This window comes from Actinoplanes sp. NPDC051861 (genome assembly GCF_040681145.1).
GTDB lineage: Bacteria > Actinomycetota > Actinomycetes > Mycobacteriales > Micromonosporaceae > Actinoplanes.
The window spans coordinates 289,751-315,173 of record NZ_JBFAYE010000008.1; the positions used below are offsets into that span (position 1 = coordinate 289,751).

Below are 25,423 nucleotides of genomic sequence, written 5' to 3' on the forward strand. Positions count from 1 at the left end.
TCTAGGCTCGTCGGCATGCTCACGCAGCCGTTCGCGGAAGCCATCCGAGCCGCTGAGAAGATCATCACCAGCGCGCCGCACGTGCTCGGCGAGCAGGACCTCGTCGAGGGCTACGACTACCTGGCCGGCAGCATCCGGGCCTCGATCCAGATGGCCTGGGCCTACGAACGCGATTTTCCGTACTTCGTGCGCTCGACCGGGCCCTACACGAAGATGGGCCTGGACAATCCGGACACCTTGTATTTTCACGCATGGCTGCGCGAAGACGCGGAGTATGTCGTCACGGGGGTGCGCGGCAGCACGGCCGACCTGAGTTTCCAGATCCTCGACGGCGACTACTCACCGGTCGAGGTGCCCGGCAGCCTCGCCGCCTTCGACGACCGTGAGATCGAAATCGGACCCGACGGCTCGTTCCGGCTCACCGTCGGCCCGGCTCCCGGCGCGGCCATGCTCGTGGTCCGGGAGGTCTTCAGCGACTGGGCCACCGAGCGACCCGGCACGCTGCGCGTCGAGCGAGCCGGGCGCGCCGGTTACGCTCCGCCGCCGGTCACCCTCGACAAGATCACCAAAAGGTACGGAGTAGCCGGCAAAATCCTGCTCAGTCGCCTCCGGACGTTCCTCGCCTTCGCCGAGCGCTTCTATCTCGGCCTGCCCGTCAACACGCTCACGGCGCCGCGGCCGACACCCGGCGGGCTGTCCACGCAGTACTCGTCGGTCGGGCACTACGACCTCACCGACGACCAGGCCATGATCGTTACGGTGCCCGCCTCGGACGCGCCCTACCAGGGCATTCAGCTCGGCAGCATGTGGTACGTGTCGCTCGACTACATCAACCACCAGACGAGCCTCACGGCGGCGCAGGCGAGCGTCGATGCGGACGGCATGATCCGGTACGTCGTCAGCGAGCGGAATCCGGGCGTGGCGAACTGGCTGGAACGTACCGGGCACCACCGTGGATATGTGCAGCTGCGCTGGCAGCGGCTGTCGCGGGCGCTCACCGCCGAGGACGGGCCCAAAGTTGACATCGTGGCCGTGGACGACCTGCCGAAACAGTTGCCCTACTACGAGGCGATCGGCGAGGAGGCGTACCGGGAACGGATCGCCGCGCGCCAGGCGGCGACCGCGAACCGGATGCTGGGGTGACCGCGGTGCTCGCCGAGAAAGTGCTGGTGGTGGCCGGTGTCGGGCCCGGGCTCGGCCAGGCGATCGCGGTGCGCGCAGCACAGCACGGCGCCGACGTGGTGCTGGCGGCCAGGACGGAGTCGCTGCTCACCGAGGTGGCCGGGAAGGTGGTGGCGGCCGGGCGGCGGGCGATCGCGGTGCCGACCGACCTGACCGACGACGCGGCGGTGCAGCGACTGGTCGAGGCGGCGCTGGACGAGTTCGGCCGCATCGACGCGCTCGTGCAGAACGCGTTCGCGATGCCGCCGATGCGCAGCCTGGGCCGGGTCGACCTGGACGACCTGCGGTCCGGCTTCGACGCAAACGTCCTGGCGGCGCTCAACACGATCCGGCTCTGCACACCCGCCCTGATCGAGTCGGGCGGGTCGGTGGTCGTCGTGAACTCGGCGGTGCTGCGGCACTCACGGAAGCCGTTCGGGCCGTACAAGGTGGTGAAGGCGGGACTGCTCGCGGTCGCGCAGAACCTGGCCAGCGAGCTCGGGCCGAAAGGGGTCCGGGTCAACTCGGTGGCACCGGGATGGATCTGGGCTGATCAGTTGCGGGCATGGTTCGACTTCCAGGCCATGGAGCGGGGTGTGCCGGCGCGGCAGATCTACGACGAGGTGGCGGCGAACACCGACCTGCGGCGGCTGCCCGAGCCGGACGAGGTGGCGGACGCGGTGCTGTTCCTGGCGTCCGACCTGGCACGGGGCGTGACGGGTGCCTGCCTCGACGTCAACTGCGGGGAGTTCCACCATTGAGCGGGTCAACTGCATTGGGGTTCACGTGTTGAGCGCGTTGACTGTAGGGGATTCACAGTTGAGTGCGTCAACTGCATTGGGGTTCACGTGTTGAGGACGTCAACTGTGGGGAGTTCCACCATTGGGCACGACGGAGAGGACCGACGTCGGAACTGTCGCGGATCTGCACGCTTCGGCGAGCCGTCTGACTGGACTCGACAATTTCGGGGACGGGGACGACTACATCGAGGGGATGGGGGAGCTGCTTTCGGCGTACGCGAAAGACGCGAGCCTGACCCCCGCCGGCAGCAAGCAGACCCGCGGCCTGTTGCGATCCGCTCTGGTCTCCCGCCTGCTGGCGGAGGCGGCGTGGAACGCGTATCCGCAGCATGCCGAGGTAGCGCTGCCGCGGCCGATCTTCGTGACCGGCCTGCCGCGAACCGGGACCACCGCGCTGCATCGGCTGCTCGCGGCCGATCCTGCCCATCAGGGCGCGGAGCTGTGGCTCACCGAGGTTCCGCAGCCGCGCCCGCCTCGTGAGACGTGGGAGTCGCACCCGATCTATGTGGCGCTGCGGGACGCCTACGGGAGCCGTCCCGACCTGATGGGCATGCACTACATGGGCCCGGACCAGGTCGAGGAGTGCTGGCGGATCTTCTGCCAGTCGATGACGTCAGTGTCGTTCGAGTGCACCGCGCACATCCCGTCCTACTCGGCGTGGCTCGCCGGGCACGATTGGACTTCGGCGTACCGCCGGCACCGCCGCATGCTGCAGCTGATCGGCCTGTCCGATCAGGATCGGCGCTGGGTGCTGAAGAACCCGAGCCACCTGTTCGCCCTCGACGCCCTGCTCGCCGTCTATCCGGACGCCGTGATCATCCAAACTCATCGCGACCCGCGCACCGCGATCGCGTCGGTCTGCAGCCTGAACGCGCACGCTGCTGCCGGATGGTCCACGATTTTCTCCGGTTCGGTCGTGGGCCGCACGCAGCTGTCGCTGTGGTCGCGCGGGCTGCGCCGCTTCCAACAGGACCGGGCCGGGCACGATCCGCGGCACTTCATCGACGTGCGTTACGAGGACTTCGTCGCGGATCCGATGGGGACGATCGAGGCGATCTACGATCGCCTGGGGGTCGAGCTGAGTGATCAGGCTCGGTCTGCGATGGGCTCACTGCATGCGGAGAGCCAGCGGGGTACGCGGAAGCCGGCGCACCGCTACGACCTGGCCACCTTCGGTCTGACCGAATCAACGGTGGATGCGGCCTTCGATGGCACCGAGGGGCCAATTCCCGGAAAGTTCCTCGTCTAATGGCATTACTTGAAATCTTGGGGCCATGTCATTTCGTCGTTTTCTCACCACGCTCGGCGTGTCCGGGTTGATGCTCGTTCCCGCCACGGCAGCGCGGGCCGCGGAGGAGCCCGCCCTCGACGCCGAATTCCTCAAGGCGGCGCACCAGATCAATCTCGCGGAGATCGCCGCCGGGCGGATCGCCTTCCAGAAGTCCACGGACACAACCGTGAAGAACGTCGCCGCGACGTTCATGCGCGACCACATCCGCCTCGACGCGAACCTCTACCTGACCGCCCGCGACCTCGGCGTCCAGCTCCCGGCGGCACCGACCGAGGAACAGACGGCCGTTGCCGAGCGGTACCGGGCGGCCGGGGCTGACACGTTCGACGAGTACTACATCCAGACCCAGCTGTCCGGCCACCGCGAGGCCGTGAAACTCACCGAGACCCAGATCGCCGAGGGCTCCAACGCCGCCGTGCGCAAGCTCGCCGAGAGCGCGGCCCCGATCATCGCCACACACGGCGACCTCCTCCGCGCCGCAGCCGCCGAAGAGGGCCTGGTCGGCTACGAGGAGGGCGGCGCCCGCAACTGACCGGTCAGAGGGCTCGCATCCGGTCGGCGAAAGCCTGGACCTCAGTGGGATCGGGCGGGCTGCCGGTGGCGAACAATGCCGTCTGCAAAGCCGGGCCGGTGCGGCCGTGGCGGTCCCGGTCGGCGCGGTGGATGGGCTGAAGCACGAAGTGGATGTGGCCGGGTACGCCGCCGGCGTGGGACCAGAGCGTCACGTAGACCTGCTCGGGCCCGGTCAACTCGGTCAGCGCGGCAGTGGTCCGTTGCAGCAACGGGCCCAGCTCTGCGTCCTCGGCGGTGTTCAGATCGGCCACGTGCAGCACGTGCCGGATCGGCTTGACGATCAGCGTGCCGACGCCGAGCGGGCCGACGCAGTGCTCAACCACCCAGTTCCCGGTCTCGCCGATCCGGCCACCGGGAAGATCGGCGCGGCCGGCGGTGAGATCGCACGCCATGCAGTCCATGGCCGGGCAGTGTAGGAGGGCCGCGCCCGCTACCCTGCCCGGCATGGGCATGGTGGACGAGTCGTTCGTGGTCCCCGGCGGGCACGCCGCCGGTGGTCTGCGGCTGGAGTTGCTGGGCCCTCAACATAACGAGTCCGATCACCGGGCCTGGATGTCCAGCATCGAGCACATCCGGGCCACGCCGGGCTTCGACACCTGGCGCTGGCCGCCGCCCGCCGGGATGACCCTCGAAGAGAACCTGCGGGACCTGGAGAGCCACGCCGACCGCTCGACGAGGCGGGCCGACTTCGCCTACTCGGTCCTCGACGAGGCCGGCGTGGTCGTGGGCTGCGTCTATTTCACACCGGTGCGTGAGGCACCGGGTGAGGCGGTGGCCAGATCGTGGGTGAGCGCGGACCGCGCGGAGCTGGACGGGCCGCTCACCGAGATCGTCGGGGAGTGGCTGCGGGAGGCGTGGCCGTTCGAGGTCGTGCACTACCGCCGCGGGGCTGAGCCGGTTGAGGTCCGGGGCAGCGAGCCCGTCCGGGTGTGGGACCTCACGGTCACTATGGCGATGGCCCGACGGATCCGCGCGTGGCGGGTCGAGGACCAGTGCAGTTACCGCGTAGTGGCGACCCTCGCCGACGCGGAGTGGGGCACCGGCACCGCCGGGAACCAGCTCTTCGGCGAGGACCTGTGCATCGCCGCCGCCACCATGCACGGCGAGAACATCAACGACGACTCCTATTCGTGACGGCGATCAGGCCCGTTCGTCGTCGGCGATGGTGATGCGTGTCTCGGCGCCGCGGACGGTCACCGCTGGGCGCGGCATGCGGGCGGTGATCGTTCGCCATTCGACGACGGCCTCCAACACAGCCGGGAGTGCCAGGCGGCCGGCCGCGCGCAGGGTTTGCGGCAGGGCGCCGTTGTTGATGACGACATCGGGGCGGGAGGCGGTGTGCTGCCGGATCCAGCCGAACATCTCCTCGGCGACGGCGTGGTGGGACGCCATGTCGCGAGAGGAGAACGAGATGATCCAGACGTCGTCGCCCCAGATCTGAGTCGATCCCAGGACGTCCTCGACACGGTTGCGGAGCTCCGGATCGAGGCGAGGCACGGCGTCCACACACTGCTGGAGGAGCGAGGCCAGCGCGGGACGATGGCCCTCGTCGTCGATGACCAGCGTCAGCAACCGCCGCAGCAGATATTCGCCCTGCTTGGGCCGCAACTGCGGCGCAGCCATGGCGACGACCCGGCGCCACGTCGGGCGGTGCGCGTTGTCGGCGAGAAGCGTGATCTCGTCGTTGAGGACGAAGTGGCGGGCGGCCAGGAAGTCGAGGAACGTGACGTGCAGAAACCCGACCACGTCGGGAGCAGGTTTGATCAGGACGCCGCTGCGGTCGACCAGGTGGTTCAGCACCCCGTCGGGCTCGGGCAGGTCTCGTGACATGGACCTGGTCAGATGCCCGATGAACTCCTCGGCGTCGGCTGTCGTCCACTCCCGGATGTCGTTGCGGACCATGTGGCCGGCCATCTCCTCCAGGAAGAGCAGGCTCAGCGACCGGGGCAGTTGGTTCGCGGCGGGCAGGCCACGCTCGACGTCCCGGCGCTCGACGAGCATCTCCAGGAGCGCCTCGTAGATGTCGCCGCCCTGCAGGGCCCTGGCGCCCCGCTCGCCGTAGACGGCGCAGATGACAGCGCAGAGAAGCGGCAACGTGACCAACTCGCTGAGCTGCGGCGTGCGGCGGACGAGATCGAGCAGTTCGTCGGCCTTGCCGGGTTCCCCGGCCGAGGTGAACCAGCGGTGCACCAGTGTGGCGACGCCGCGCTCAGTCAGCGGTCGGATCTGGGCTCGCACGAAACCGGGGCCGAAGCGGGTGTCGTCACCGGCCGATCCGGTACGCGAGGACACGACATAGCGGCAGTCCGGGAAGCTTGTCACCAGGCTGCGAAGCCAGTTGGAGCACGACATCCGCTGGTCCTCGGTGACCTCGTCCATGCCGTCGATCAACACGAGGGCCCGGCCGTCGGCCAGTGTCCGCCCGACCGTGCCGGGGTCCAGAAGCCCTTCCGGACCCGGATGCATGGCGGACTCCAGGACGTCCACCGCGGAGTCCGCGCGCAGCGCGTCCCTGGTGAGGCGGCGAGCCGGCACATAGACCGGCAACAGCCCGCGGAGGTGGACAAGCGACTCCGGCAGATCATCGCGCGCGCAGGCGACGGCGAGGCGGCACAGCATCGTCGTCTTGCCGCTGCCGGCCACGCCGAGGATGTGCAGCCGCCGCGAGTCGGCCAGCGCGATGTCGGCGTTCAACTCGGTGTCCTCGACCACGACGGTCTGCTCGGTGTAGACGCCACTGAGCCGGAACCGCCGGAGGGACTCGGCGAGAGTGAAGCCGATCAGCTCACCCTGATCCAGCGCGGTCACCAGGGTCCTGAGGTAGAGAGATCCATTCTCGGGCTGAGTGGCGGGGATGGCCGTTCCGCCGATCGATCGGCGGACCGCGGCGCTCACTCCGCCCGGCTCCCGTAGAAGAGTGGCGAATACGTATGGTGACGGGCTTGGGCCGGCCGCGATGGTTGCCAGGAGGATCGCCGAGGTGCCGATCAGGACATCGGTGAAGTAGACGCGCCCCGCAAGTGTGTGGATGCGCTTGGCGATGCGATCCCGGCCGCGTTCTTCGACGATTGCTGCGAGGTCCGCGGCATTCATGCCGACAATGTCGTAGTCATGCTCGGAAAGCTGAGCCGAGGTGAGGCAACTGACGACGATCTCTATGCAGGTGGCTCGTTCTGATTCGCTGAGTGTGCCGGAGCTCGCGACGTCGGTCAGGAGCCGCTCACGGATCGTCTCTTCGATGTCCGCGATCTCGCGTCGTAACCGTTGACGGTCTCGGCTGTCGACGACTTCCTCGTCGATCATCTGCGCGACGCGGGTGAAGCCAGAATCCGAGGAACGGCGGAGCCAGCGCCGCACAACCAGTCGCATCACGGCGTCGGAGAGATAGGTGACTGCATCGTCGACTAGCAAGGCGACTTCCCCTCGCCATCGGCAGCGCCACCATCGTCGGCCTGCGGAGTCGTGCTCAGGTGAGCGTGCAACTCCGGGTCGATGGCGATGCCGCAGGTTAACACGATCTCGGCGAAGGCCGTTCGATTCATCGGTTCCGGCGCCTCCAGTGCGGCGTTTCTGACGTCATGCCGGTCGTCGGCCGCGAACGGGATCAGTGCCGGAAGCATGTCGTCACCGAGCGCGCAGACGACCCGGGTCACGCAGCGTGCGACGGCGACCGCGTCGGCGGTCTTGGTCCGGGGCCAGGCGAGGAGGGCGGACAGCGCGACCGGACCGGCGGCGACGACCCTGGCCACCTTCTCGTCGGTGTCCGGTGGCAGTAGAGCGCCGGCCACGTCCGCCACCCGGTCGCGGAGAGAACTGTCGAGGCTCGGAGCAGCGCGCATTGCCGCGTAAAGGCACAGAACGGCGATGTCGTCCTCGGGTCGCGCGCTGTCGACACGGTCGAGGATTCCGGTGACCAGTGCGGTGGCCCGCGCCTGGCGGAGGTGGCTTGCCGCCGCTATCACCACGGCGGAGCGCTCGGGGTGGGATGCCTGTTCGACCAGGTACGGGACGTACTCGTGCTGGACGAAGTCGCCGGCGGCGAGATGGTTGCGCAGGGCCGCATTGGTGAAGGAGAGGCGTCCCGCCTGGTGTGTGAGCGGGGCGGCGCGGGCCACCAGAAGGTCGATCTCGGCCTCGGTCGCCTCGATCGCACGCCGGACTGTGCCCGCGGTGAAGGGTCCGGGGTTCTGGGTCGCCCATCGGGCCAACTCGCCGTAGCGGTCGGCGATGTCGGCCGGTGTCCGGTCGACGAGGGTGGCGTCGGCCTCGGTCAGCGCCTTGAGCACCTTCTCGGTCAGGGCGGCGGCGTCGTCCGGCAGGCCGTAGTCCTCGGCCAGGTAGCCGGCGCAGATCAGGGACAGCATCCGCGGGCTGTGGGACAGGGCGAGCAGGTCCGGGCACAGACCGAAGGTGCGCAGCAGTTGGCGCCCGCGAAGGAGAACCGCCTCCTGCTCGGCTCGCGTCCGGCACGTCGCGGCGGCGGCGCGGAACCAGGAGTCCGCGAAGCGCACGATTCGGGTGGCGGTGAGCGGTTGCAGGGTCACCACGGGATGGCCCTTCTCCGTGGCCCACGTCCGCAGGACGGGTAGATCACGTCCGGAGACGATCACCGTGGTGCCCGCCGTGGTCCACTTCTGGATCATCTGGTCCAGCTTGGTCAGGTCGGCCAGGGCCTCGGCGTGGTCGAACAGGACGAGCGCTCTGCCTCCGCCGATCAGGTGGGCGGCCCACTGTGGGGGCGCGTCCTCGGCCAGGAACTTGTCGAATGCCTGGAGGGCTTCGGTCGGCGTCGGGACGCCGTGGTGCTGGCGGAGATCGACGTAGAAGGGCATCTTGCCGTGCAGCGCCGGAAAAGCGCCGGCGGCCCGTTCGACAAGGAGTTGCTGGAGAACGTGAGATTTGCCGGCACCGGGCCGGCCGGTCAGGACGGTGGTCCGGCCCGTGGTGAGAAGCTCGGCGGCCGGCCCGGCTGTCACGCCGTCGGTGGCGTCGAGCGGACTGTCGAGGCGGGCGAGCGGGATGGCGCCGACGATGCCGCCGGGGTCGGTGAACGGGGTCGACGGGAGATGGTCGACCACGTCGTAGCGGTAGGTGAGGATGAAGGCGTTGTCGGAGCCTGCCTGCAACGCGGTGGCCAGACTGCCGTCGGCGATCGCGGCGTCCTGGAACTGGGTCCGTTCCAGCAGGTAACGCAGCAACTGCTGATGCGTTCGCGTCGAGTCGCCGAGCACCTTGACGAGGCGTTCGCAGTAGTCGCGGAGCACCTTCTCGTAGACGGCGAGCCCCGCACCGAGGCCGTCCGGTGTGTAGGCCTCGCGGTATCGCCGGTAGAGCTTGTCCGGGTGGAAAACGCTCTGCCTGACCAGTTCGTCGTCGAGCGGAACGGCTTCGACGGTCTCGGCGACCTGGTCGGCGGCGGGCAGGGCCTCCTCGCGCTGGGCGTCGGTGAGCGCCGCCCGTACCGTTGCCTTGCCTATGCCTTTCGCCAGCCTGCGAATCTCGTTGCGCAGGGCCTCCTCGGGATCCGCCTGGCCGATGCGCCGCTGCAGGACGAAGGCCGCGGTCTCGCCGAGCAGTGCGCCCCACCCGCCGTCCAGGAGGAAGGAGGCCAGCACCTTGGTGGCGATGTCACCGAGGCGCGCGGCTACCTCGTTCTCCTGGAAGAAGTTGCTCACACCGCTCCCGCACTCTGCCCCGGACGTTCAACGAGGCTACTGGACGGGCGGTGAACGGCTGTTCACCCGGAAGGGGGATGGTGCCTCCGCCACCATGGACGGCCTATCCGGACAGTGGGGCGATGATGTCCTCGCCGAAGCGGTGGAGGGCTTCGAGTTTGGCGTTCAGGGGGGCGTCGAAGCGGCGCCAAGGCACCACGATCGCGTCGGTTACGCCGATGGACTGCTGGGCCTGGTAGCCGTCGAGGCCGAAGCGGTCGATGCAGACTGCCTGGATCTCGAAGGGGCGGTCGGCGCGGCCGAACCCGGCGCGCAGGTCGTGCAGGCGGTTGATGGTGGTGCGTAAATCCTCGAAGCGCATCATCGCCGAGGACCAGCCGTCGCCGACGCGGGCGGCTCGGCGCAGGGCGGGTTCGGTGTGGCCGCCAATGTAGATGGGGACCGGCGCGGTCGGGGTGGGGCTCATCTGGAGCTTCTCGAAGGCGAAGTGTTTTCCGTGGTAGGAGACCATGCCGCCGCCCAGGATGAGGCGCAGGACCTCGATGGCCTCGTCGGCGCGGGCGCCGCGGTCGCGGAACTCGGTGCCGCACCAGCGGGACTCCTCGGGGGACCAGCCCAGGCCTACGCCCAGGCCGAAGCGGTTGCCGGTCAGGTTGGCCACCGAGTTGATCTGGCGGGCGAGCAGGACCGGGTTGCGCGGGTCGAGTTTGAGTACCTGGGTGTAGAAGTGGATCCGGCTGGTCACGGCGCCCATCGCGGCGGCGGCGACCATCGGGTCGGCCCAGGGGGTGTCGCCGTCCCAGAAGCGGCGGCCGTCAGGCGTGTACGGGTACGACGCCGACACCTGCTCGGAGTAGAACAGCGAGTCGGGCAGGGCGATCGAGGTGAAGCCGCACTCCTCGGCGGTGCGGGCGAGTTCGGTCAGCTGGTCGAGAGGGCTGAAGACGATGCCCAGGGAGAACTTCATCCGAGCTCCTTGGCGAGGGCGAGAAGTTGGGTGGTAGCCCCGCCGAGGAGGAACTCGTGGTACTTGGCGGCGAGGAAGTAGCGGTGCAGCGGGTATTCGAGGTCCAGGCCGACGCCGCCGTGCACGTGGGCGGCGGTGTGCAGGACGCGGTGCCCGGCCTCGGCGGCCCAGAAGCCGGCCGTGGCGACGGCCGCGGCGGCGGGCTGGTCCGACTCGAGGAGCGAGACGGCCTGCCAGAGCGCCACCCGCAGCGCTTCGACGTCGATGTACGCGTCGGCAAGCCGCTGCGACACCGCCTGGAACGAGCCGATCGGCCGCCCGAACTGGACGCGGGTCCGGGCGTACTCGGCCGTCATCGACAGCGCGCGCTCGACGACGCCGAGTTGGTAGGCGGCCGCGCCGACGGTGAGGCGGGTCCGCAGCCAGGGCGCGGCGGCCGGGTCGGTCAGGAAAGGCGTCTCGGGCAGCGGCGAGCGAAGCAGGCCGGTGCCGGGGCCACCCGCGACGTCTTGTGGATCAACGATCGCGGAGTCGAGGAGGAAGACGCCCGTGGACGAGGGAACCAGGACGGCGGAGAACGACGGTGTGATGCCGTGGACCTGATCATTGTGGGACACGGCAATGACCTGCCCGACAAAGACGAACGACGGGTCGAAGCGGGCGAGTGTGGACGCGCCGGCGACGATCGACGTCAGGTACGGAACCGTGGCGGCAGCGCGGCCGAGCTCGCTCAGGATCGCGGCTTGCTCGCTCAGCCCGTACCCCTCTCCTCCTGCCTGTTTGGGTAAAGCCGCAGCCAGAACGCCTGCCTCGGCCAGCGCGGGCCAGAGCGAGTGGCCGGAGGCCGCGAGATCGCGGGTGAGGGTGACCAGTTCCTCCGCCTCGCCGCTGAGTTCGAAATCCACCACGGCCTCCTAGCGCCGGATCGGGAGGCCGAGCGCGCCGGCCGCGATGATGTCGCGCTGCACCTCGTTGGTGCCGCCGCCGAAGGTCAGGATCAGCGCTGCCCGGTGCATCCGCTCGATGCGCCCGGCCAGCAGCGCACCGGGTGAGCCGGCACGCACCGTCGCCGCCGGGCCGAGAATTTCCATGAGCAATCGGTACGCCTCCGTCGCCAGCTCGGTCCCGTAGACCTTGCCGGCGCTCGCGTCGGGTGCCGACGGCGTGGCGGACGACGACGACGCGACCCTCCAGTTGAACAGCTTCAGCGCCTCGGTCCTGGCGTGCACCCGGGCCAGGTGCAGCCGCACCCACTCCCTCTCGATCGCGCCGGACTCCACCGCCCACGCGGTCACCTCGCGCAGCGCCCGTTGCAGCGGCGCGGCCGGGGTGAGCGCGACCCGCTCGTGGTTGAGCTGGTTGGTGATCAGCCGCCAGCCCTGGTTCTCCTCGCCGACCAGCGCGGACACCGGCACGACCACGTCCTCGTAGTAGGTGGCGCTGGTGGAGGGGCCGGCGACCGTACGCACCGGCGTCCACGAGAAGCCGGGCGAGCCGGTCGGCACGATCAGGATGGACAGGCCCCGGTGGCGCTCGGCGGACGGGTCGGTGCGGCAGGCGAGCCACACGTAGTCCGCGTGCTGGATGAGGCTGGTCCACATCTTCTGGCCGTTGATCACGTAGTGGTCGCCGTCGCGCACGGCGCGGGTGCGCAGGGCCGCGAGGTCGGTGCCGGCGTCCGGCTCGGAGTAGCCGATCGAGAAGTGGACCTCGCCGGCGGCGATCCGGGGGAGGAGCTCGGCCTTCTGCTCCGGGGTGCCGTGGCGCTCGATGGTCGGCGCGACGGTGTAGAGGGTGAGGAACGGGACGGGTACGCCGGCGAGCGCGGCCTCCTCGGCGAAGATCAGCTGGTCCATGCGGGACCGGCCGTCGGTGGTGAGCCAGCCGTCCCGGCCGAGCTTGCGGACGGCCTCCCGGTAGCCGTTGTCCTCCTCGATATCCGTAAATTCAGGAAACGTGGAGAAGTAGGCCTTCAGTCGGTCGCGTAACTTCTCCTGGTCCGGTGTGTAGCCCACAAGCATGGACGAAACCCACTCCCCGACAGATAAGTTAGAACACGTTCTACAAGTAGACCGAGCCTGGGGGAGGTCGTCAACAGTGGACGCGTTTCTGGTCGGTGCGGTTCGGACCGCGGTGGGCCGCCGGGGCGGGATGCTGTCCGGGGTGCACCCCGCCGACCTGGCGGGCAGCGTGCTCAGCGCCCTGGTCGAGCGGGCCGGGGTCGATCCGGCGGCGGTGGACGACGTGATCCTGGGCTGTGTGGACACCCTCGGCCCGCAGTCCGGTGACATCGCCCGGACGGCCTGGCTGGCGGCCGGCCTACCGGAACACGTTCCCGGGGTGACCGTGGACCGGCAGTGCGGTTCCGGTCAGCAGGCGGTCCACTTCGCCGCTCAGGCGGTGGCGAGCGGGACGGCCGGGCTGGTCGTGGCCGGCGGTGTGCAGAGCATGAGCCAGGTGCCGATCGGGAGCGCTATGTCCCCCGGCGGGCCATATATCGGGTCAAAAGGGTGGGCGCACCGCTACGGCGGCCAAGAGATCAATCAGTTCCGGAGCGCCGACGAGATCGCGATGAAGTGGGGTCTGACCCGCGAGGAGCTGGAGAATTACGCCATTAAGTCGCATGAAAAGGCGATAAAAGCGACAACAGCTTCGATGCCGCAGGCGGCGGGCGCGGCGGGCGTGGCTGCTGAGATCGTCGACGACAGGACGGATGAGTGTCCGAGGGCGGACACGTCGCTTGCCAAGATGGCGGCCCTGAAACCGCTGCGCGAGAACGGCCTGACCACCGCCGCCACGTCGAGCCAGATAGCCGACGGCGCCGCGGCCCTATTGGTGGCCTCCCGCCGCGCCATGAAACGCCACCATCTCACCCCGAGGGCCAGGATCCACCACATCTCCGCCCGCGGCGACGACCCCGTCCTGATGCTCACCGCGCCCATCCAGGCCACCGCCCACGCCCTGCGCCGCTGCCGGCTCACCGTCGACGACATCGACCGCTTCGAGGTCAACGAGGCCTTCGCGAGCGTCGTCCTGGCCTGGCTGCGCGAGACCGGCGCCGATCCGGCTCGCGTCAACGTGAACGGTGGAGCGATCGCTCTCGGACATCCGCTGGGTGCGACAGGGGCGCGCCTGATGACCGGGCTGTTGCACGAACTCGAGCGGTCGGGTGGCCGCTACGGACTGTTGACCATGTGCGAGGGCGGTGGGCAGGCCAACGTGACGATCATCGAAAGGTGTTGACCCGGTCCAGTGACGACGCCGCCTCCTTCATGATCCGGGCGATCAGATCGGCGCATGAGGGCAGGTCGTCGATCAGGCCGGCTACCTGACCGGCGGACATCACTCCGTACCCTGGCTGCCCTTCGACCATCGCCTTGCGCAAGAGAATCGGTGTGCTCGCCGCCCGCATGGTCTGCCCCCAGCTCAGCTCGCGCCCGTGCCGGGCCATGCGCCCGGCACGGATCATTTCCGGCCACGAAAGCCCGCTCAGGCGGCGAAACGCGACCGCGTGCCGGGCCGATCTGAGCAGGGCGCGCACGCTTCCCGATTTCTCCAAACCCTGGATGTACGCGGTGCGCAGCACGCGATGCGGCACACCGTCCACCCTCGTCGTCACCACCGTGCCCGTCACCGGCGCGTCGAGGTACAGCTGTTTGACCCGCATCCCGACCGGGCTGTCCGAGGTGAGCAGGAACCGGGTGCCCATCGCGATCCCGGCCGCACCGTAGGCGAGCGCGGCCACCAGCCCGCGCCCGTCGAAGTAGCCGCCCGCCGCCACGACCGGCACGTCCACCGCGTCCACCACCTGCGGCAGCAGCAGCGACGTCGGCACCGGACCGGTGTGCCCGCCGCCCTCGCCGCCCTGCACGAGCACCGCGTCCACGCCCCACGCCGCCACCTTCTCGGCGTGCCGGCGAGCACCGACCGACGGCATGGTCAGGATCCCGTTGTCCGCGCACCGGCGGATCAGGTCGCGGTCCGGCGCCAGTGCGAACGACGCCAGCCGCACCCGCTCGCTGATCAGCAGGTCGATGCGCTCGCGGGCGTCCGGCGCGTCGGCGCGGATGTTCACGCCGAACGGCTCGGCGGTGCGCTCGCGGATCCGGTGGATGGTGTCGCGCAGCTGGTCGAGGCTCATCGTGGCGGAGGCGACGATGCCGAAACCGCCGGCGCCCGACACCGCGGAGACCAGTCCCGCGCCGGCCACGTACCCCATGCCCGTCTGCACGATCGGATGCCGGCAGCCGAGCAGGTCGGTCAGCGGCGTCCTCACCGGATCTCCCGCTCGCGCGCGCCGTGCGGATCCAGGTGACCGGCGATCAGCGCGAGTTCCGCGGCGGTCGGCTCACGGGTCGCCGGCACCTGATCGGGCACGGTCAGCGCGAAGCCGGTGGCGGCGACCACGTCGTCCACGGTCACGCCGGGATGCACCGAGCGCAGCCGCATCGAGCGGTCCGGCGTGGCGAAGTCGAGCACCGCCAGGTCGGTGACCACCACACGGATCTCCACGGCGCCGCGGTCGTGGCCGATCCCGGAGACCATGTCGACCGCCGGCGTGAACACGCGCGGCGAGTGGCGAGGCACCCAGTAGCTGGTGGTGTGGTTGACCGTGTTCCCCGGGGCGCCGCGGACGCCGAGCAGCTGGGACTTCGGCCGGTGCCAGTCGCCGATGCAGGAGATGTTCTGATTGCCGAACCGGTCCAGCTGACTGGCACCCATCATCACGTGCCGCGTGCCGGCCGCCACCATGGTGAACACCGTCCGGTAGGGCAACCAGCCCTCCACCTGCTCGTCGCGCAGCAGGGTGGCCTCGCCGTCGGTCACCAGCAGGTCGGGGGAGAAGGTGAGCTGGGCCAGCCGGGCGCCGAGCCGGGGGATCAGACCGGCGAAGCTCGCCAGGATCGCCCCGTCGCCGCGCCACGCCTCGGCGCAGGCGACCACGCAGACGTCGGCGCGGCTCATGCCCCTACCGCTTTCTGGTAGTCCGCCTCGTCGCGGTCGAGATAGCGCGCTCGGAACGTGTCCCAGTCGGCTGTCGCGTACTCGCGCTGGAACGCCTCGTCGCGGCCGTAGTCGGGTTCGCAGCTGGTGAAGTGCGCGCCGTGCGGTGTCTCCACGACGCCGTCGACCATCGAGCGGTTGACCAGCAGGGTCTGCGGTGGGCCGGCCGCCATCAGGTCGCCGGTGCCGAGGATCCGCTCGCAGGAGACGAAGCGGCGTTTCGCGGCGAGACAGAAGAGGTCGTCGAAGTAGGGGTCGGGACCGAGGTAGCGGCCGTTGCCGAACGCGTCGGCGCGGTTGAGGTGGATCAGCGCGACGTCGAGGGTGATCGCGGGCATGGCGACCAGCTCGGTGGCGTCGGGATAGGGCGACCGGACCGTTCGTAGGTCCGGGTTGATCCGCATGACGTCGGAGCCGAGGCCGGCGCGGATCGGCAGGAACGGGAGCCGGTTGGCGGCGGCGAGCAGGCCCCAGTAGAGCATTCCCTCGTCGTACTCGGTCAGGGCCACGGTGCCGGCGCTGCGGGCGCGACGGAAGTGCGGCTCCAGGGGGATGCTGTCCAGCGAGACGAAACCGGTCACCACCCGGCTGACGCAACCCTCGGCGAGGAGGAGACCGACGTCGGGTCCTCCGTACGTCACCAAAGTCAAATTTCTCAGCCCGGCCCGCGCTATGGCCCGGACCAGCGCCATCGGCTTGCGCCGCGACCCCCATCCGCCGATGCCGACCGTCATCCCGTCGCGCAGCTCGCCGACGATCTCGTCGATGGTGACCACCCGGTTCATCGGCCCTCCACGAACCTCTGTCGTGCCCGGTCGCCGGCGCCGTTCAGGTTGAGCTCGAACGTGAAGCCCTGCTCGAACCGGTAGGAGCGCTTCACGTCGATCGGGTCGATCCCGTTGAGCGACTCCTTGGCCCGGCGGATGACCAGCGGATCCTTGCTCGCGATCTCCTCGGCGACCCGCCGCGCGGCCCGGCGCAGGCCCGCGGGCGGCACCACCTCCAGGACCGTGCCGAAGCGGTGCAGCTCCCACGCGGTGACCGGGCGGCAGGTGTAGACCATGGTGCGCATCAGCTGATGCGGGACGAGGCGGGCCAGATGCGTGGCGGCGCCGAGCGCGCCCCGGTCGACCTCGGGCAGCGCGAACGTCGCGTCGTCGGTCGCCACCACCAGGTCCGCGTTGCCGGCCAGCCCGACGCCGCCGCCCAGGCAGAAACCGTGCACCGCGGCGATCACCGGGACCGGGCAGTCGTAGACCGCCGCGAACGCCGCCGCACAGCCCCGGTTCGCCTCCAGGAGCGCCCCGTGGCCCTCGGTCCGCTGCATCTCCTTGATGTCGACACCGGCGCAGAACCCCCGGCCCTCGGCGGCGAGCACCACGGCGCGTGTCCGCCGATCGGTGCCGGCCTCGGCCAGCGCGGCGGCGATGTCGTGCCAGCCGGCCGCGGGGATCGCGTTGACCGGCGGGAAATCGATGACCACCTCGGCGACGGCGCCGCGGTGCAGCCCTATGCCCATGCTCGCGACCCTAACCTAGCGCTTGCTTGGGTAGCTAGCATCGGGACATGAACCCCCTCGACTTCACCGGCCGGGCCGTGGTCGTCACCGGCGGCACGCGCGGGATCGGCGCCGCGATCGCACACGCGTTCCGGATGGCGGGTGCGAACGTGCTGGTGTGCGGCCGGTCGCTCGCCGAGGTGCCCGGATACGTCCAGGCCGACGTGCGGGACCCCGAGCAGGCCGCCGCGCTGATCGAGACGGCCGTGGACCGGTTCGGGCGCCTCGACGTGTTGGTCAACAACGCCGGTGGCAGCCCGCAGGTGATGGCCGCCGACGCCTCGCCGCGGCTGCACGCCAAGGTGATCGAGCTGAACCTGATCGCGCCCCTGCACGTCTCGCAGGCGGCCTTCCCGGTCATGCGCGACCAGCGCGGCGGCGGGTCGATCCTGATGATCGCCAGTGTCAGCGGGGTGCGGCCGTCACCGGGGACCGCGGCCTACGGCGCGGCCAAGGCGGGGCTCCTGCATCTGGCGGCGAGTCTCGCTGTGGAATGGGCTCCTTTCGTACGGGTGAACAGCCTCGTCGTCGGCCCGGTGGGCGGACCGGCCGGCGAGCTGGTGGCCGGCCGCGCCGCCGATCCCGCTGATGTGGCCGGCGCGTGCCTGCTCCTGGCCTCGCCGCTGGCCGGTTACGTGAGCGGCGCGGCCCTGGCTGTGCACGGCGGCGGCGAGTGGCCGGCGTACCTGGCGGAGTTCCGGGGTGCGGCGTACCCTCCGCAGAAGTAGAACGCGTTCCAATTTCGTACGGCTTCCGGAGGTGCGGCGTGGTTCTCTCGATCAAGACGAAGCGTGACGAGATCGGCCTGTCCACCGGCGAGTTGCTCGTCGGCGGCACGTGGCGGGCGGCGGCCGAGGGGCGCACGTGGACACACCCGCACCCGGCCACCGCCGAGGAGGTCGGCTCGTTCGCGGTGGCGACCGAGCACGACGTGGACGCCGCCGTGCGCGCCGCCCGCAAGGCGTTCGACGAGGGGCCGTGGCCGCGGGCTCGCGCGAAGGACCGGATCCGGGTGCTGCGCCGCATCGCCGACGAGATCCGCGCGCACGCCACCGAGCTGCAGGCGCTGGTCGCGCTCGACAACGGGGTGCCGGTCAGTTTCGGGGAGACGTACGCGATGTCGGTCGAGTGCGTGGCCGACGTCTTCGACCACCACGCCGGCTGGATCGACAAGCTCGGCGGCGAGACGCTCCCCGGATATCAGGGCGGTGAGCACATGGTGATGACGCTGCGCGAGCCGGTCGGGGTGGTCGCCGCGATCATCCCGTGGAACGGCCCGTTGCTGCTGGCCGCGCAGAAGCTCGCACCGGCCCTCGCCGTCGGGTGCACCGTGGTGCTCAAGCCTTCGGAGTACGCCACCTTCAGCGCGTTGCGGCTGGCGCGCATCGTCGAGGAGGCCGGGCTCCCGCCGGGTGTCCTCAATGTCGTCACCGGCCCCGGCGAGCCGACCGGCGACGCGCTGATCAACCACCCGCTGGTCGACAAGATCACGTTCACCGGCAGCCGGGCGGTCGGCCGCAAGGTGCTCGCCGCCGCCGCGAACGGCATGAAGCGCAGCAGCCTCGAACTCGGCGGCAAGAGCCCGTCGCTGGTCTTCGCCGACGCCGACGTCTACGCGGCCGCCACCACCACGATGGGTACGGTCACGCTCGGGCTCTCCGGGCAGGCGTGCGTGGCGCACACCCGGGCGCTGGTCCACCGTGACGTCTACGACGAGTTCCTGGCGATCGTCGAGGCGATGGCCGCCCTGGTCAACTACGGCGACCCGTTCCACCCGGAGACCACCGCGTCGCCGCTGATCAACGAGCGGCAGATGAACCGGGTGCTGGGCTACATCGAGCGCGGCCAGGAGGAGGGCGCCCGCCTCGTGACCGGCGGCGGCCGGGCGGACGGGGACCTGGCGGCCGGCAACTTCGTGCTGCCGACCGTCTTCGCCGAGGTCAGCAACGACCACACGATCGCCCGCGAGGAGATCTTCGGGCCGGTGCTGGCCGTGGTGCCGTTCACCGACGAGGACGAGGCGCTGCGGCTGGCCAACGACACTTCGTACGGGCTGGCGGCCACGGTCTGGACCGGCGACGTGAAGCGGGCGATGCGGCTGACCCGGGCGGTGCGCGCGGGCACGGTCGGGGTGAACGGTTACCAGCTGGAGCCGCACGTGGAGTTCGGCGGATTCGGGCAGTCCGGCCTCGGGCGGGAGGGCGGCCGGTCGTCGATCGAGGCGTACACCGAGGTGAAGACCGTGCTGATCCCCACCACTGACGAAATGATGTGAGGTCGGCTATCGTCCTTTCCTAGACGAGGTTCGTCTAGGAAAGGGGTTCCCCGGTGGGTGTGCAGGTCCTCGGCGAAGCGCAACAGGCCGCCTGGCGGGCGCGGACCCTGCCGCCGGTCGAGCGCCTGCCCGGCGGCCTCGTCTCGGTGCCCGTGCCGATCCCGGACAACCCGCTGCGGTACACGCTGACCTATCTGGTTCCCGGCGACAACGGTCTGGTCGTGGTCGACCCGGGCTGGGACAGCGAGGAGGGCTGGGCGGCGCTGCGGGACGGCCTGGCCGTGGCGGGAGCCCGCCTCGGTGACGTCACCGGCATCGTGATCACCCACGTGCACCCGGACCATCACGGGCTGACGTGCCGGCTGCGCGAGGCGTCCGGCGCGTGGGTCGCCATGCACCCGAAGGAGCGGGCGGCGCTGGTCCGCGACAAGGGGACCGGCGCACGCGAGGGGCTCGGTCGGTGGCTGCGGTCCTTCCAGGCGCCTGCGTCGGAGATCGAATACCTGCTCGCGACGTTCGCGGCCGAGGCGGACCGGCATCTCGCGCCGCTCGCCGACGCCGACGTGCTCCTCGACGACGGCGACTACGTGCCCCTGGCCGGGCGGCGGCTGCGGGCGGTGTGGACACCGGGACACACGCCGGGTCATCTGTGCCTGCTCGAGCCGGACGCCGAACTTCTGCTCACCGGCGACCACCTGCTGCCGCGGATCAGCCCGAACATCGGGTTGCAGCTGGACGGGGACGACGGCGCGCTCGCCCGCTACATCGACTCGCTGGCGAAACTCGCCGAGTACGACTCCTGCGCGGCGCTGCCGGCCCATGAGTACCGGTTCCGGGGTATCGCGGACCGGGCGGCCGAGCTGACGGGGCATCACCGGCAGCGGTGCGCGGAGATCGTGTCGGCGGTGGAGCGGCTGGGCTCCCTGAGCGTCTGGGAGCTGGCGGCGAATCTGAGCTGGTCGCGCCCCTGGGAACAGATCGGGCCGATGCGGGTGGGTGCGGTCGCGGAGACCGCGGCGCACGTCGAGCTGCTCGTGGCGACCGGGGATCTCAAGTGGAAGTCAGGGGCCCTGGTCAGCCGTGCTCACTGAGGTCAGGACGAAATCCACGAGCTCCTCGGCGTAGACGTCGGCTCCCGCCGCCACCTGCGCGCGCAACCGCGCCGGGGTGGCCAGCGCGTGGCTGAGCGCCCCGCCGCTGATGCAGTCGAGCAGCATCGTCGCCCGCGTCCCGGCGCCCAGCTCGCCGCGCTCGATGCCCCGCCGCACGATCGCCCGGCCCGCCGTGGCCTGCGACCGCAGGAACCGGTCCAGGTGCTCCCGCCCGGCCGGGATGCTCTCCGCCTCCACCATGAGCCGCAGCACCGCACCGCCGGCCTCGTCCAGGAACGCGTGCAGCACCTGCCGGGCCAGCATCACCAGGTCGTCACGGACCGAGCCGGTGTCGATGTCGCGGACACCTTCGAGCCGGCTCGCCAGGACCGCGGCGAACAGCGCCTCCTTGTTGGGCCAGCGCAGATAGATCGAGGCCTTGCCGACGCCGGCCCTGCGCGCGACCGCGTCGACGGAGAACCGCGCCCAGCCCTCGGCACCGTAGACCTCAGCGGCGGCACGGGTGATCCGGTCGTCGACGCCGGGGTCGCGGGGACGTCCCTGAGGGATGACGGCGGACATGGTCGAGGAGTCTAGACACCTTTCGGCGCCATGGACGGTAGCGCGGAATACCACTGCTGCGCTGGCCACCGTGAGTCTCCGCATTCACGGGTGCGCGGGGCGGCGGTTGGTCAGGGCCGTCACGGCTTCGAACAGGTCGCGGCGCAGGCGGTCGTCCCGCCAGACGGTGTCGTCGGTGTCGCCGAAGATCCGTTCGTCCTGTTCGGCCAGCCGGGTGAGGCTCTCGACCGCGCCGGTGGCGCCCATCTCGACGATCAGCCGGACGCGGTCACTCGCGTCGATGCTGGTCGTCATGGCGGAGAACAGCGGTTTGACCAGGTCGGCCGGCTCGGTGCCGAGATGCCAGAGTGCGCGGGCGGCAGCCAGCTGGGCCCACTCGGCACCCAGGGCGGCCCGCAGCGCCGAGATCAGTCCACGGGCAGCCGGCGAATCCACCGTCAGCCGGCCCGCCTCCGGAGCCGCCGCCAACAGCCCGGCGGTGCTCGGGACGGCGGCGGTCGGGACGGCGGCGGTCGGGTCGGCGGTGGTCAGGTCGGCTGCCAGTTCGGCGGCGGCGCGGGCGTGGGAATCGCCGGAGCGCAGCATCTCCTCGACGGTCGGCAGTGCCTGTTCCGGATCTCCGGTGGCCCGCCAGAGCACCCGGGCCGCGCCCACCCGCGAGTTCGGGTCCGGGGACTGCGCGGCCACCGCGCTCACCACCGGGAGCAGCGGTGCGGCGGCCGGGCCCAGGTCGGCCATTCTGGTCAGCTCCCAGCCGCCGGCCGTGCCGCCGTTGAAGGCCAGCAGGTCGTGCGACGTGCGGAGGAGAGGTTCCGTCTCGCCGGTGACGCGCCAGAGGGCGTGCGCCGCGCGGAACCGGGTGCCCTCGGCGTCCGGCCAGCGGATCATCCCGGGCAGCGGTTCGTCGATGCCACGGTGCAGAGCCCGCAGCAATTCGGACGCGGCGTCGCCGGCTGCGGCGCCGATGTTTCCCAGGGCGGCGCAGACCGCCGCCGGTTCGGCGACCAGGGCCGCGGCGATCTCAGGTACCGCCCCCGCGGCGGCCGCCCCCCACGAGCCGAGCAGGCTGATCACCTCACTGGTCGGCCGAGCGGCGAGACGCTGTCGTGCGGCCTCGAACAGCTCATGGTCGAAAGGGGGTGGCGAGGCGGCGAGGAGCCGGACACCCCACGGGTCGGCGCCGGCCGCCCAGGCCGCCATCAGCGGTTCCCGCCAGCGCTGGACGCCGAGGCGGATCAGGGTGACCAGGGAGAACTGGGCGGGGCTGTAGCGCAGGTCGTCATACACGCCGAACGCGAACGGGAGCAGTTCCTCCGCGACGGCCGCGGCCGCTGTCCCGGCCCACCCGGCTGTCGTCGCAGCGGCGGCGCGCACGTCGGCGTCGGGGTCGGTCAGGTACATCCGTAGCTGCGGCATCATCCGGATCGGCGCGGACCGGCTCGTCACGAACGACTCCCGGAGAGCGGCCGCGGCGCGGCGCCGCGCCCTCGGTCCCGCGAACCGGCTGCGGCGGGCCGGCTTCGTCATCGCCGCGGTCAGCGCGTCCGCAGAGGCCCGGTCCACCGTGGCGAGCAACTCGGCGAGCGGATCCCGGTCCGTCCACGGGGAGTCCCACTGCTCGTCGGCGGCCAGCGCGTCCGCGATCGGGCGGATCGTCTCGGCGGGCAGGCGCAGCCCGGCCCGGGTGAGGGCGAGCGCCGCCGCCACCGGCATCGGGAATTTCTCCTCGACGGCGGCGGTGCGCAGCTTCGGCCCGGCCGATCGCGGGTCCAGGCGGGCGAGACCCATCAGCAGGGAGGAACGCACGCGAGGATCGGTCTCGGTCGCCCACCGCTCCTCGAGCCCCGCCAGCACCTGCGCGGTAACCCCGGGGGCGGACACAAGAGCGAAGGCCGCGTGCTCCCGGATGCCCGGATCGTGGTCGCCCAGCAACGGCAGCAGCCAGCCGGCGTGCTCGGCCAGCGCGGCACGCACCGCCGGCAGGTCGTCACCACGACTGTGCGCCGGGTCGCTCATCGCGCCGAGCACATGGAGGAGGTGGGCGCGCTGATGCACCCCCGGAGTCGTCGCCAGCTCCACGAGCGCCGGCACCGCCGCCACAGCCTCCGGGAAAACGGTCCCCTGATGCCAGATCGACGTGGCGAACTCGTCGAGTGCCGCCGCCGCTACCTCTTCGTCCGGATCTGCCAGGTATCGCAGGATCTCCGCCTCGAGCACCGGATCAACATAGATCAGGAGAGCAGTTTCCGGTGGTCCCAGCTGGCGACGTTTCGCGGCTCCACGACATAGGCGACCCGCTTGCGCGCCGCGTGCTCCACGTAGGCGTCCAGCGCCTCTTTCGGCACGTCCGGCATGCGCGCCGCGATCAGCTTGCCGACCTCGGTGACACCGGCCAGGTCGTCGATCACCCGGACCTCCCCGCCGACCTGCACGCCCCGCAGCTCGAAGTAGTCCTCGCCGTCCTCGACCAGGCACGTCAGCCGTGGATCGCGAGCCAGATTCAGTGCCTTGCGCGAGCTGCGATAGGTCCAGAAAGCGATCTTGCCGTCGGCAAGACCGAAGAACATCGTCACCAGGTGGGGGGTTCCGTCCAGGTTGATCGTGGCAATCTGGACCTTTCTTGCGTACGCGAAAAGCTGCCCGATCTCGGCCTCGCTCATCCGGACGGTCTCGCGCTGGTTCGCCATGTCCTACTCCCCGAAGGTCGTCTCGGCCAGCGGAATCGTCTCCTCGCACACGAATCCGGGGCGGGGCGGGTCCTCGGTGAAGTACGGCGCGAGGGCCCCGTCGAGTTCCGTCGGTGTCCACTGCCCGCTCGCAGCGTGGAACGCCGCACGGACCGTGGGCGGGCCGAGCAGCGCCACCACGTCACCGTGCACCACGAACACCTCACCGGTGATCCGGCTCGCTTCGGGCCCGGCCAGATAGGTGACCAGCGGTGTCACCCGCTCCGGCGCCATCGGGTCGGGTCCGTCCGGCGCCGGGCCCATCAGTTCACCGGTCATCGAGGTGCGCGCCCGGGGGCAGATGGCGTTCGCGCGCACGCCGTAGCGAGCGCATCCCCGGGCGGTGGCCAGGGTCAGCGCCACGATCCCGCCCTTGGCCGCGGCGTAGTTCGGCTGACCGGCCGAACCGAGGAGGAACGCTTCGGAGGAGGTGTTGACTATCCGCGCATAGGGCTGGACACCCGACGACTTGTGGGCGGAACGCCAGTACGCGGTGGCGAACCTGGTGGTGACGAAATGTCCACGCAGATGCACCCGGATCACCGTGTCCCACTCCTGCTCGGACATCGAGAAGACCATCCGGTCGCGGAGCACCCCGGCGTTGTTGACCAGCACGTCGAGCCCGCCGAACGTGTCCGTGGCGGTCTTGAGCAGCGCCTCGCCGGTGTGCCAGTCGCCGACGTCGCCGGGGCAGACCACCGCGTCGCCCCCGGCCGCGAGGATGCGGTCGGCGACCTCGTCGAGCGCGGGTCCGGGCAGGTCGTTGAGCACGACTCGGGCGCCCTCCGCCGCCAGCGCGAGAGCCTCCGCCGCGCCCAGTCCCTGCGCGGCACCGGTGACGATCGCGACCCGCCCGTCGAGCCCGGGGCCGGGAGTGCGCGTCATCTCAGTAGCCCGGTCCGCTGAGCAGCCCGCCGTCGGCGAGGAACTCGGCGCCGGTGGTGTAGGACGCCTCGTCCGACGCCAGGAACGCGACCAGCCGGGAGATCTCGACGGGTTCGGCGAACCGGGCGATCGGCAGCTGCTTCAGGAAGCCCGCGCCGTCCACCCCGGTCATGAACTGCGCCGCGGAGAGCGCCATCGACGTCATCACGCCGCCCGGGTGCACCGAGTTCACGCGGATGCCGAGCGGCCCGAGCTCCTGCGCGGCCGAGCGGGTCAGGCCCCGTACGCCGAACTTGCTCGCACTGTAGGCGGAGAGCCCCGCCGCCCCCGCGATGCCCTCGATCGACGAGATGTTGACGATCGACCCGCCGCCGGCCGCGGTCATGGCCGGCACCACCTGCCGGATGCCGAGCCACGTGCCGACCAGGTTGACCTCGATGACCTGCCGGAACTCGGCCGGGTCCATCTCCGCGACCGCCGCGTGCCGCAGGATCCCGGCGTTGTTGACCAGCACGTCGAGCCGCCCGAACGCCGACATCGTGGCCGCGACCGCCGCCGCCCACTCGTCCTCGCTGGTCACGTCGTGATGCACGAACCGGCAGGACTGCTCGCCCAGCCCCTCGGCCACCGACTGGCCCTTGTCGTCGAGCACGTCGCCGATCACCACGCGGGCGCCCTCGGCGACGAAGTGCCGGGCATGCGCCTTGCCCATGCCCCGCGCGCCACCGGTGATCAGCGCTACCTTGCCGTCCAGCCGCCCCATCGCGCGCCTCCGTCCGACCAAGCGTTCGGCCCCGGCCGGAGAAGAGCGTCCGACCAAGCGTTTGCTTGGGAG

At 70.6% G+C, this 25,423-nt stretch carries 23 protein-coding genes and 1 pseudogene; 9 read left to right on the forward strand and 15 right to left on the reverse strand.

What is annotated here, in order from left to right:
- Window positions 1-15 precede the first annotated feature (15 nt).
- The 4 genes from AB0M02_RS23340 (at window position 16) to AB0M02_RS23355 (ending at window position 3,784) form a co-directional block, all read left to right on the forward strand.
- Complete coding sequence (locus AB0M02_RS23340; protein ID WP_364229899.1) at window positions 16-1,143, forward strand: hypothetical protein; 1,128 nt, start codon at window positions 16-18, stop codon at window positions 1,141-1,143.
- A 5-nt stretch (window positions 1,144-1,148) separates the two neighbouring features.
- Window positions 1,149-1,922: an SDR family oxidoreductase gene (locus AB0M02_RS23345; protein WP_364229901.1), complete on the forward strand. Its 774-nt coding sequence runs from the start codon at window positions 1,149-1,151 to the stop codon at window positions 1,920-1,922.
- Between the two features lie 121 nt (window positions 1,923-2,043).
- On the forward strand, window positions 2,044-3,210 hold the full coding sequence (locus AB0M02_RS23350) for a sulfotransferase (protein ID WP_364229903.1): 1,167 nt from the start codon (window positions 2,044-2,046) through the stop codon (window positions 3,208-3,210).
- 25 nt (window positions 3,211-3,235) lie between these two features.
- Window positions 3,236-3,784, forward strand: coding sequence for a DUF4142 domain-containing protein (locus tag AB0M02_RS23355; protein ID WP_364229905.1), 549 nt, complete (start codon window positions 3,236-3,238; stop codon window positions 3,782-3,784).
- 4 nt (window positions 3,785-3,788) lie between these two features.
- Here the strand turns inward: AB0M02_RS23355 and AB0M02_RS23360 are convergent, their stop codons facing one another.
- Complete coding sequence (locus AB0M02_RS23360; RefSeq protein ID WP_364229907.1) at window positions 3,789-4,226, reverse strand: hypothetical protein; 438 nt, start codon at window positions 4,224-4,226, stop codon at window positions 3,789-3,791.
- Window positions 4,227-4,269: 43 nt separating this feature from the next.
- Here AB0M02_RS23360 and AB0M02_RS23365 point away from each other — a divergent pair.
- Window positions 4,270-4,740 (forward strand): annotated as a pseudogene (locus AB0M02_RS23365) (N-acetyltransferase); the annotation flags it as partial.
- Window positions 4,741-4,965: 225 nt separating this feature from the next.
- On the opposite strand, the gene AB0M02_RS23370 reads toward AB0M02_RS23365, so the two are convergent.
- From AB0M02_RS23370 to AB0M02_RS23390, 5 genes are all read right to left on the reverse strand, one after another.
- A complete protein-coding gene (locus AB0M02_RS23370; protein WP_364229908.1) occupies window positions 4,966-7,128 on the reverse strand; it encodes an NACHT domain-containing protein in 2,163 nt (720 codons plus the stop codon).
- Window positions 7,129-7,229: 101 nt separating this feature from the next.
- A complete protein-coding gene (locus tag AB0M02_RS23375) occupies window positions 7,230-9,500 on the reverse strand; it encodes an NACHT domain-containing protein (protein WP_364229910.1) in 2,271 nt (756 codons plus the stop codon).
- 103 nt (window positions 9,501-9,603) lie between these two features.
- Window positions 9,604-10,467 carry a TIGR03619 family F420-dependent LLM class oxidoreductase gene (locus AB0M02_RS23380; protein WP_364229912.1) on the reverse strand — a complete coding sequence of 288 codons (864 nt, stop codon included), beginning with the start codon at window positions 10,465-10,467 and terminating at the stop codon, window positions 9,604-9,606.
- Window positions 10,464-11,372, reverse strand: a complete 909-nt coding sequence (locus tag AB0M02_RS23385; RefSeq protein ID WP_364229914.1) for an acyl-CoA dehydrogenase family protein — start codon at window positions 11,370-11,372, stop codon at window positions 10,464-10,466. Before AB0M02_RS23385 ends, AB0M02_RS23380 begins: the two co-directional genes overlap by 4 nt.
- Window positions 11,373-11,381: 9 nt before the next feature.
- Window positions 11,382-12,488, reverse strand: coding sequence for an acyl-CoA dehydrogenase family protein (locus AB0M02_RS23390; RefSeq protein ID WP_364229915.1), 1,107 nt, complete (start codon window positions 12,486-12,488; stop codon window positions 11,382-11,384).
- Between the two features lie 76 nt (window positions 12,489-12,564).
- On the opposite strand from AB0M02_RS23390, the gene AB0M02_RS23395 reads away from it, so the two are divergent.
- The gene (locus tag AB0M02_RS23395) at window positions 12,565-13,710 is read left to right on the forward strand and encodes an acetyl-CoA C-acetyltransferase (RefSeq protein ID WP_364229917.1); all 1,146 of its coding nucleotides are present in this window, start codon (window positions 12,565-12,567) and stop codon (window positions 13,708-13,710) included.
- Here AB0M02_RS23395 and AB0M02_RS23400 read toward each other — a convergent pair.
- The 4 genes from AB0M02_RS23400 to AB0M02_RS23415 are packed head-to-tail and all read right to left on the reverse strand — an operon-like array spanning window position 13,694 to window position 16,990.
- A complete protein-coding gene (locus AB0M02_RS23400) occupies window positions 13,694-14,743 on the reverse strand; it encodes a nitronate monooxygenase family protein (protein WP_364229919.1) in 1,050 nt (349 codons plus the stop codon). The genes AB0M02_RS23395 and AB0M02_RS23400 overlap by 17 nt on opposite strands.
- On the reverse strand, window positions 14,740-15,432 hold the full coding sequence (locus tag AB0M02_RS23405; RefSeq protein WP_364229921.1) for a CoA-transferase: 693 nt from the start codon (window positions 15,430-15,432) through the stop codon (window positions 14,740-14,742). The genes AB0M02_RS23400 and AB0M02_RS23405 overlap by 4 nt, the downstream gene beginning before the upstream one ends.
- On the reverse strand, window positions 15,429-16,256 hold the full coding sequence (locus AB0M02_RS23410; RefSeq protein WP_364229923.1) for a CoA-transferase: 828 nt from the start codon (window positions 16,254-16,256) through the stop codon (window positions 15,429-15,431). Before AB0M02_RS23410 ends, AB0M02_RS23405 begins: the two co-directional genes overlap by 4 nt.
- Complete coding sequence (locus AB0M02_RS23415) at window positions 16,253-16,990, reverse strand: enoyl-CoA hydratase family protein (protein WP_364229925.1); 738 nt, start codon at window positions 16,988-16,990, stop codon at window positions 16,253-16,255. Before AB0M02_RS23415 ends, AB0M02_RS23410 begins: the two co-directional genes overlap by 4 nt.
- A gap of 47 nt (window positions 16,991-17,037) precedes the next feature.
- Between AB0M02_RS23415 and AB0M02_RS23420 the strand changes: the two genes are divergently transcribed.
- Genes AB0M02_RS23420 through AB0M02_RS23430 form a run of 3 tightly spaced genes read left to right on the forward strand, consistent with a single transcriptional unit; the run spans window position 17,038 to window position 20,395 of the window.
- Window positions 17,038-17,757 carry an SDR family oxidoreductase gene (locus tag AB0M02_RS23420; RefSeq protein ID WP_364229927.1) on the forward strand — a complete coding sequence of 240 codons (720 nt, stop codon included), beginning with the start codon at window positions 17,038-17,040 and terminating at the stop codon, window positions 17,755-17,757.
- A 38-nt stretch (window positions 17,758-17,795) separates the two neighbouring features.
- Entirely contained in the window at window positions 17,796-19,304 is a 1,509-nt protein-coding gene (locus tag AB0M02_RS23425) for an aldehyde dehydrogenase family protein (protein ID WP_364229928.1), read from the forward strand.
- Window positions 19,305-19,357: 53 nt separating this feature from the next.
- Window positions 19,358-20,395: an MBL fold metallo-hydrolase gene (locus AB0M02_RS23430; RefSeq protein WP_364229930.1), complete on the forward strand. Its 1,038-nt coding sequence runs from the start codon at window positions 19,358-19,360 to the stop codon at window positions 20,393-20,395.
- Here the strand turns inward: AB0M02_RS23430 and AB0M02_RS23435 are convergent.
- From AB0M02_RS23435 to AB0M02_RS23455, 5 genes are all read right to left on the reverse strand, one after another.
- Window positions 20,366-20,977: a TetR/AcrR family transcriptional regulator gene (locus AB0M02_RS23435; protein ID WP_364229931.1), complete on the reverse strand. Its 612-nt coding sequence runs from the start codon at window positions 20,975-20,977 to the stop codon at window positions 20,366-20,368. The two genes, AB0M02_RS23430 and AB0M02_RS23435, sit on opposite strands and share 30 nt — an antisense overlap.
- An 84-nt stretch (window positions 20,978-21,061) precedes the next feature.
- Window positions 21,062-23,194, reverse strand: a complete 2,133-nt coding sequence (locus AB0M02_RS23440; protein WP_364229933.1) for a hypothetical protein — start codon at window positions 23,192-23,194, stop codon at window positions 21,062-21,064.
- A 14-nt stretch (window positions 23,195-23,208) separates the two neighbouring features.
- Window positions 23,209-23,664 (reverse strand): pyridoxamine 5'-phosphate oxidase family protein, encoded by a 456-nt coding sequence (locus tag AB0M02_RS23445; protein ID WP_364229935.1) that lies wholly within the window; start codon window positions 23,662-23,664, stop codon window positions 23,209-23,211.
- A 3-nt stretch (window positions 23,665-23,667) separates the two neighbouring features.
- On the reverse strand, window positions 23,668-24,588 hold the full coding sequence (locus tag AB0M02_RS23450) for an SDR family NAD(P)-dependent oxidoreductase (protein WP_364229937.1): 921 nt from the start codon (window positions 24,586-24,588) through the stop codon (window positions 23,668-23,670).
- A gap of 1 nt (window position 24,589) precedes the next feature.
- Window positions 24,590-25,351, reverse strand: coding sequence for a glucose 1-dehydrogenase (locus tag AB0M02_RS23455; RefSeq protein WP_364229939.1), 762 nt, complete (start codon window positions 25,349-25,351; stop codon window positions 24,590-24,592).
- Window positions 25,352-25,423: the final 72 nt, after the last annotated feature.

Coding starts and splice junctions, on each gene's coding strand:
- AB0M02_RS23405 (WP_364229921.1), bottom strand. CDS start 15,432: ATGAGCCGCGCCGACGTCTGCGTGGTCGCCTGCGCCGAGGCGTGGCGC.
- AB0M02_RS23450 (WP_364229937.1), bottom strand. CDS start 24,588: ATGACGCGCACTCCCGGCCCCGGGCTCGACGGGCGGGTCGCGATCGTC.
- AB0M02_RS23435 (WP_364229931.1), bottom strand. CDS start 20,977: ATGTCCGCCGTCATCCCTCAGGGACGTCCCCGCGACCCCGGCGTCGAC.
- AB0M02_RS23360 (WP_364229907.1), bottom strand. CDS start 4,226: ATGGACTGCATGGCGTGCGATCTCACCGCCGGCCGCGCCGATCTTCCC.
- AB0M02_RS23410 (WP_364229923.1), bottom strand. CDS start 16,256: ATGAACCGGGTGGTCACCATCGACGAGATCGTCGGCGAGCTGCGCGAC.
- AB0M02_RS23390 (WP_364229915.1), bottom strand. CDS start 12,488: ATGCTTGTGGGCTACACACCGGACCAGGAGAAGTTACGCGACCGACTG.
- AB0M02_RS23370 (WP_364229908.1), bottom strand. CDS start 7,128: ATGATCGACGAGGAAGTCGTCGACAGCCGAGACCGTCAACGGTTACGA.
- AB0M02_RS23455 (WP_364229939.1), bottom strand. CDS start 25,351: ATGGGGCGGCTGGACGGCAAGGTAGCGCTGATCACCGGTGGCGCGCGG.
- AB0M02_RS23415 (WP_364229925.1), bottom strand. CDS start 16,990: ATGGGCATAGGGCTGCACCGCGGCGCCGTCGCCGAGGTGGTCATCGAT.
- AB0M02_RS23420 (WP_364229927.1), top strand. CDS start 17,038: ATGAACCCCCTCGACTTCACCGGCCGGGCCGTGGTCGTCACCGGCGGC.
- AB0M02_RS23340 (WP_364229899.1), top strand. CDS start 16: ATGCTCACGCAGCCGTTCGCGGAAGCCATCCGAGCCGCTGAGAAGATC.
- AB0M02_RS23355 (WP_364229905.1), top strand. CDS start 3,236: ATGTCATTTCGTCGTTTTCTCACCACGCTCGGCGTGTCCGGGTTGATG.
- AB0M02_RS23380 (WP_364229912.1), bottom strand. CDS start 10,467: ATGAAGTTCTCCCTGGGCATCGTCTTCAGCCCTCTCGACCAGCTGACC.
- AB0M02_RS23445 (WP_364229935.1), bottom strand. CDS start 23,664: ATGGCGAACCAGCGCGAGACCGTCCGGATGAGCGAGGCCGAGATCGGG.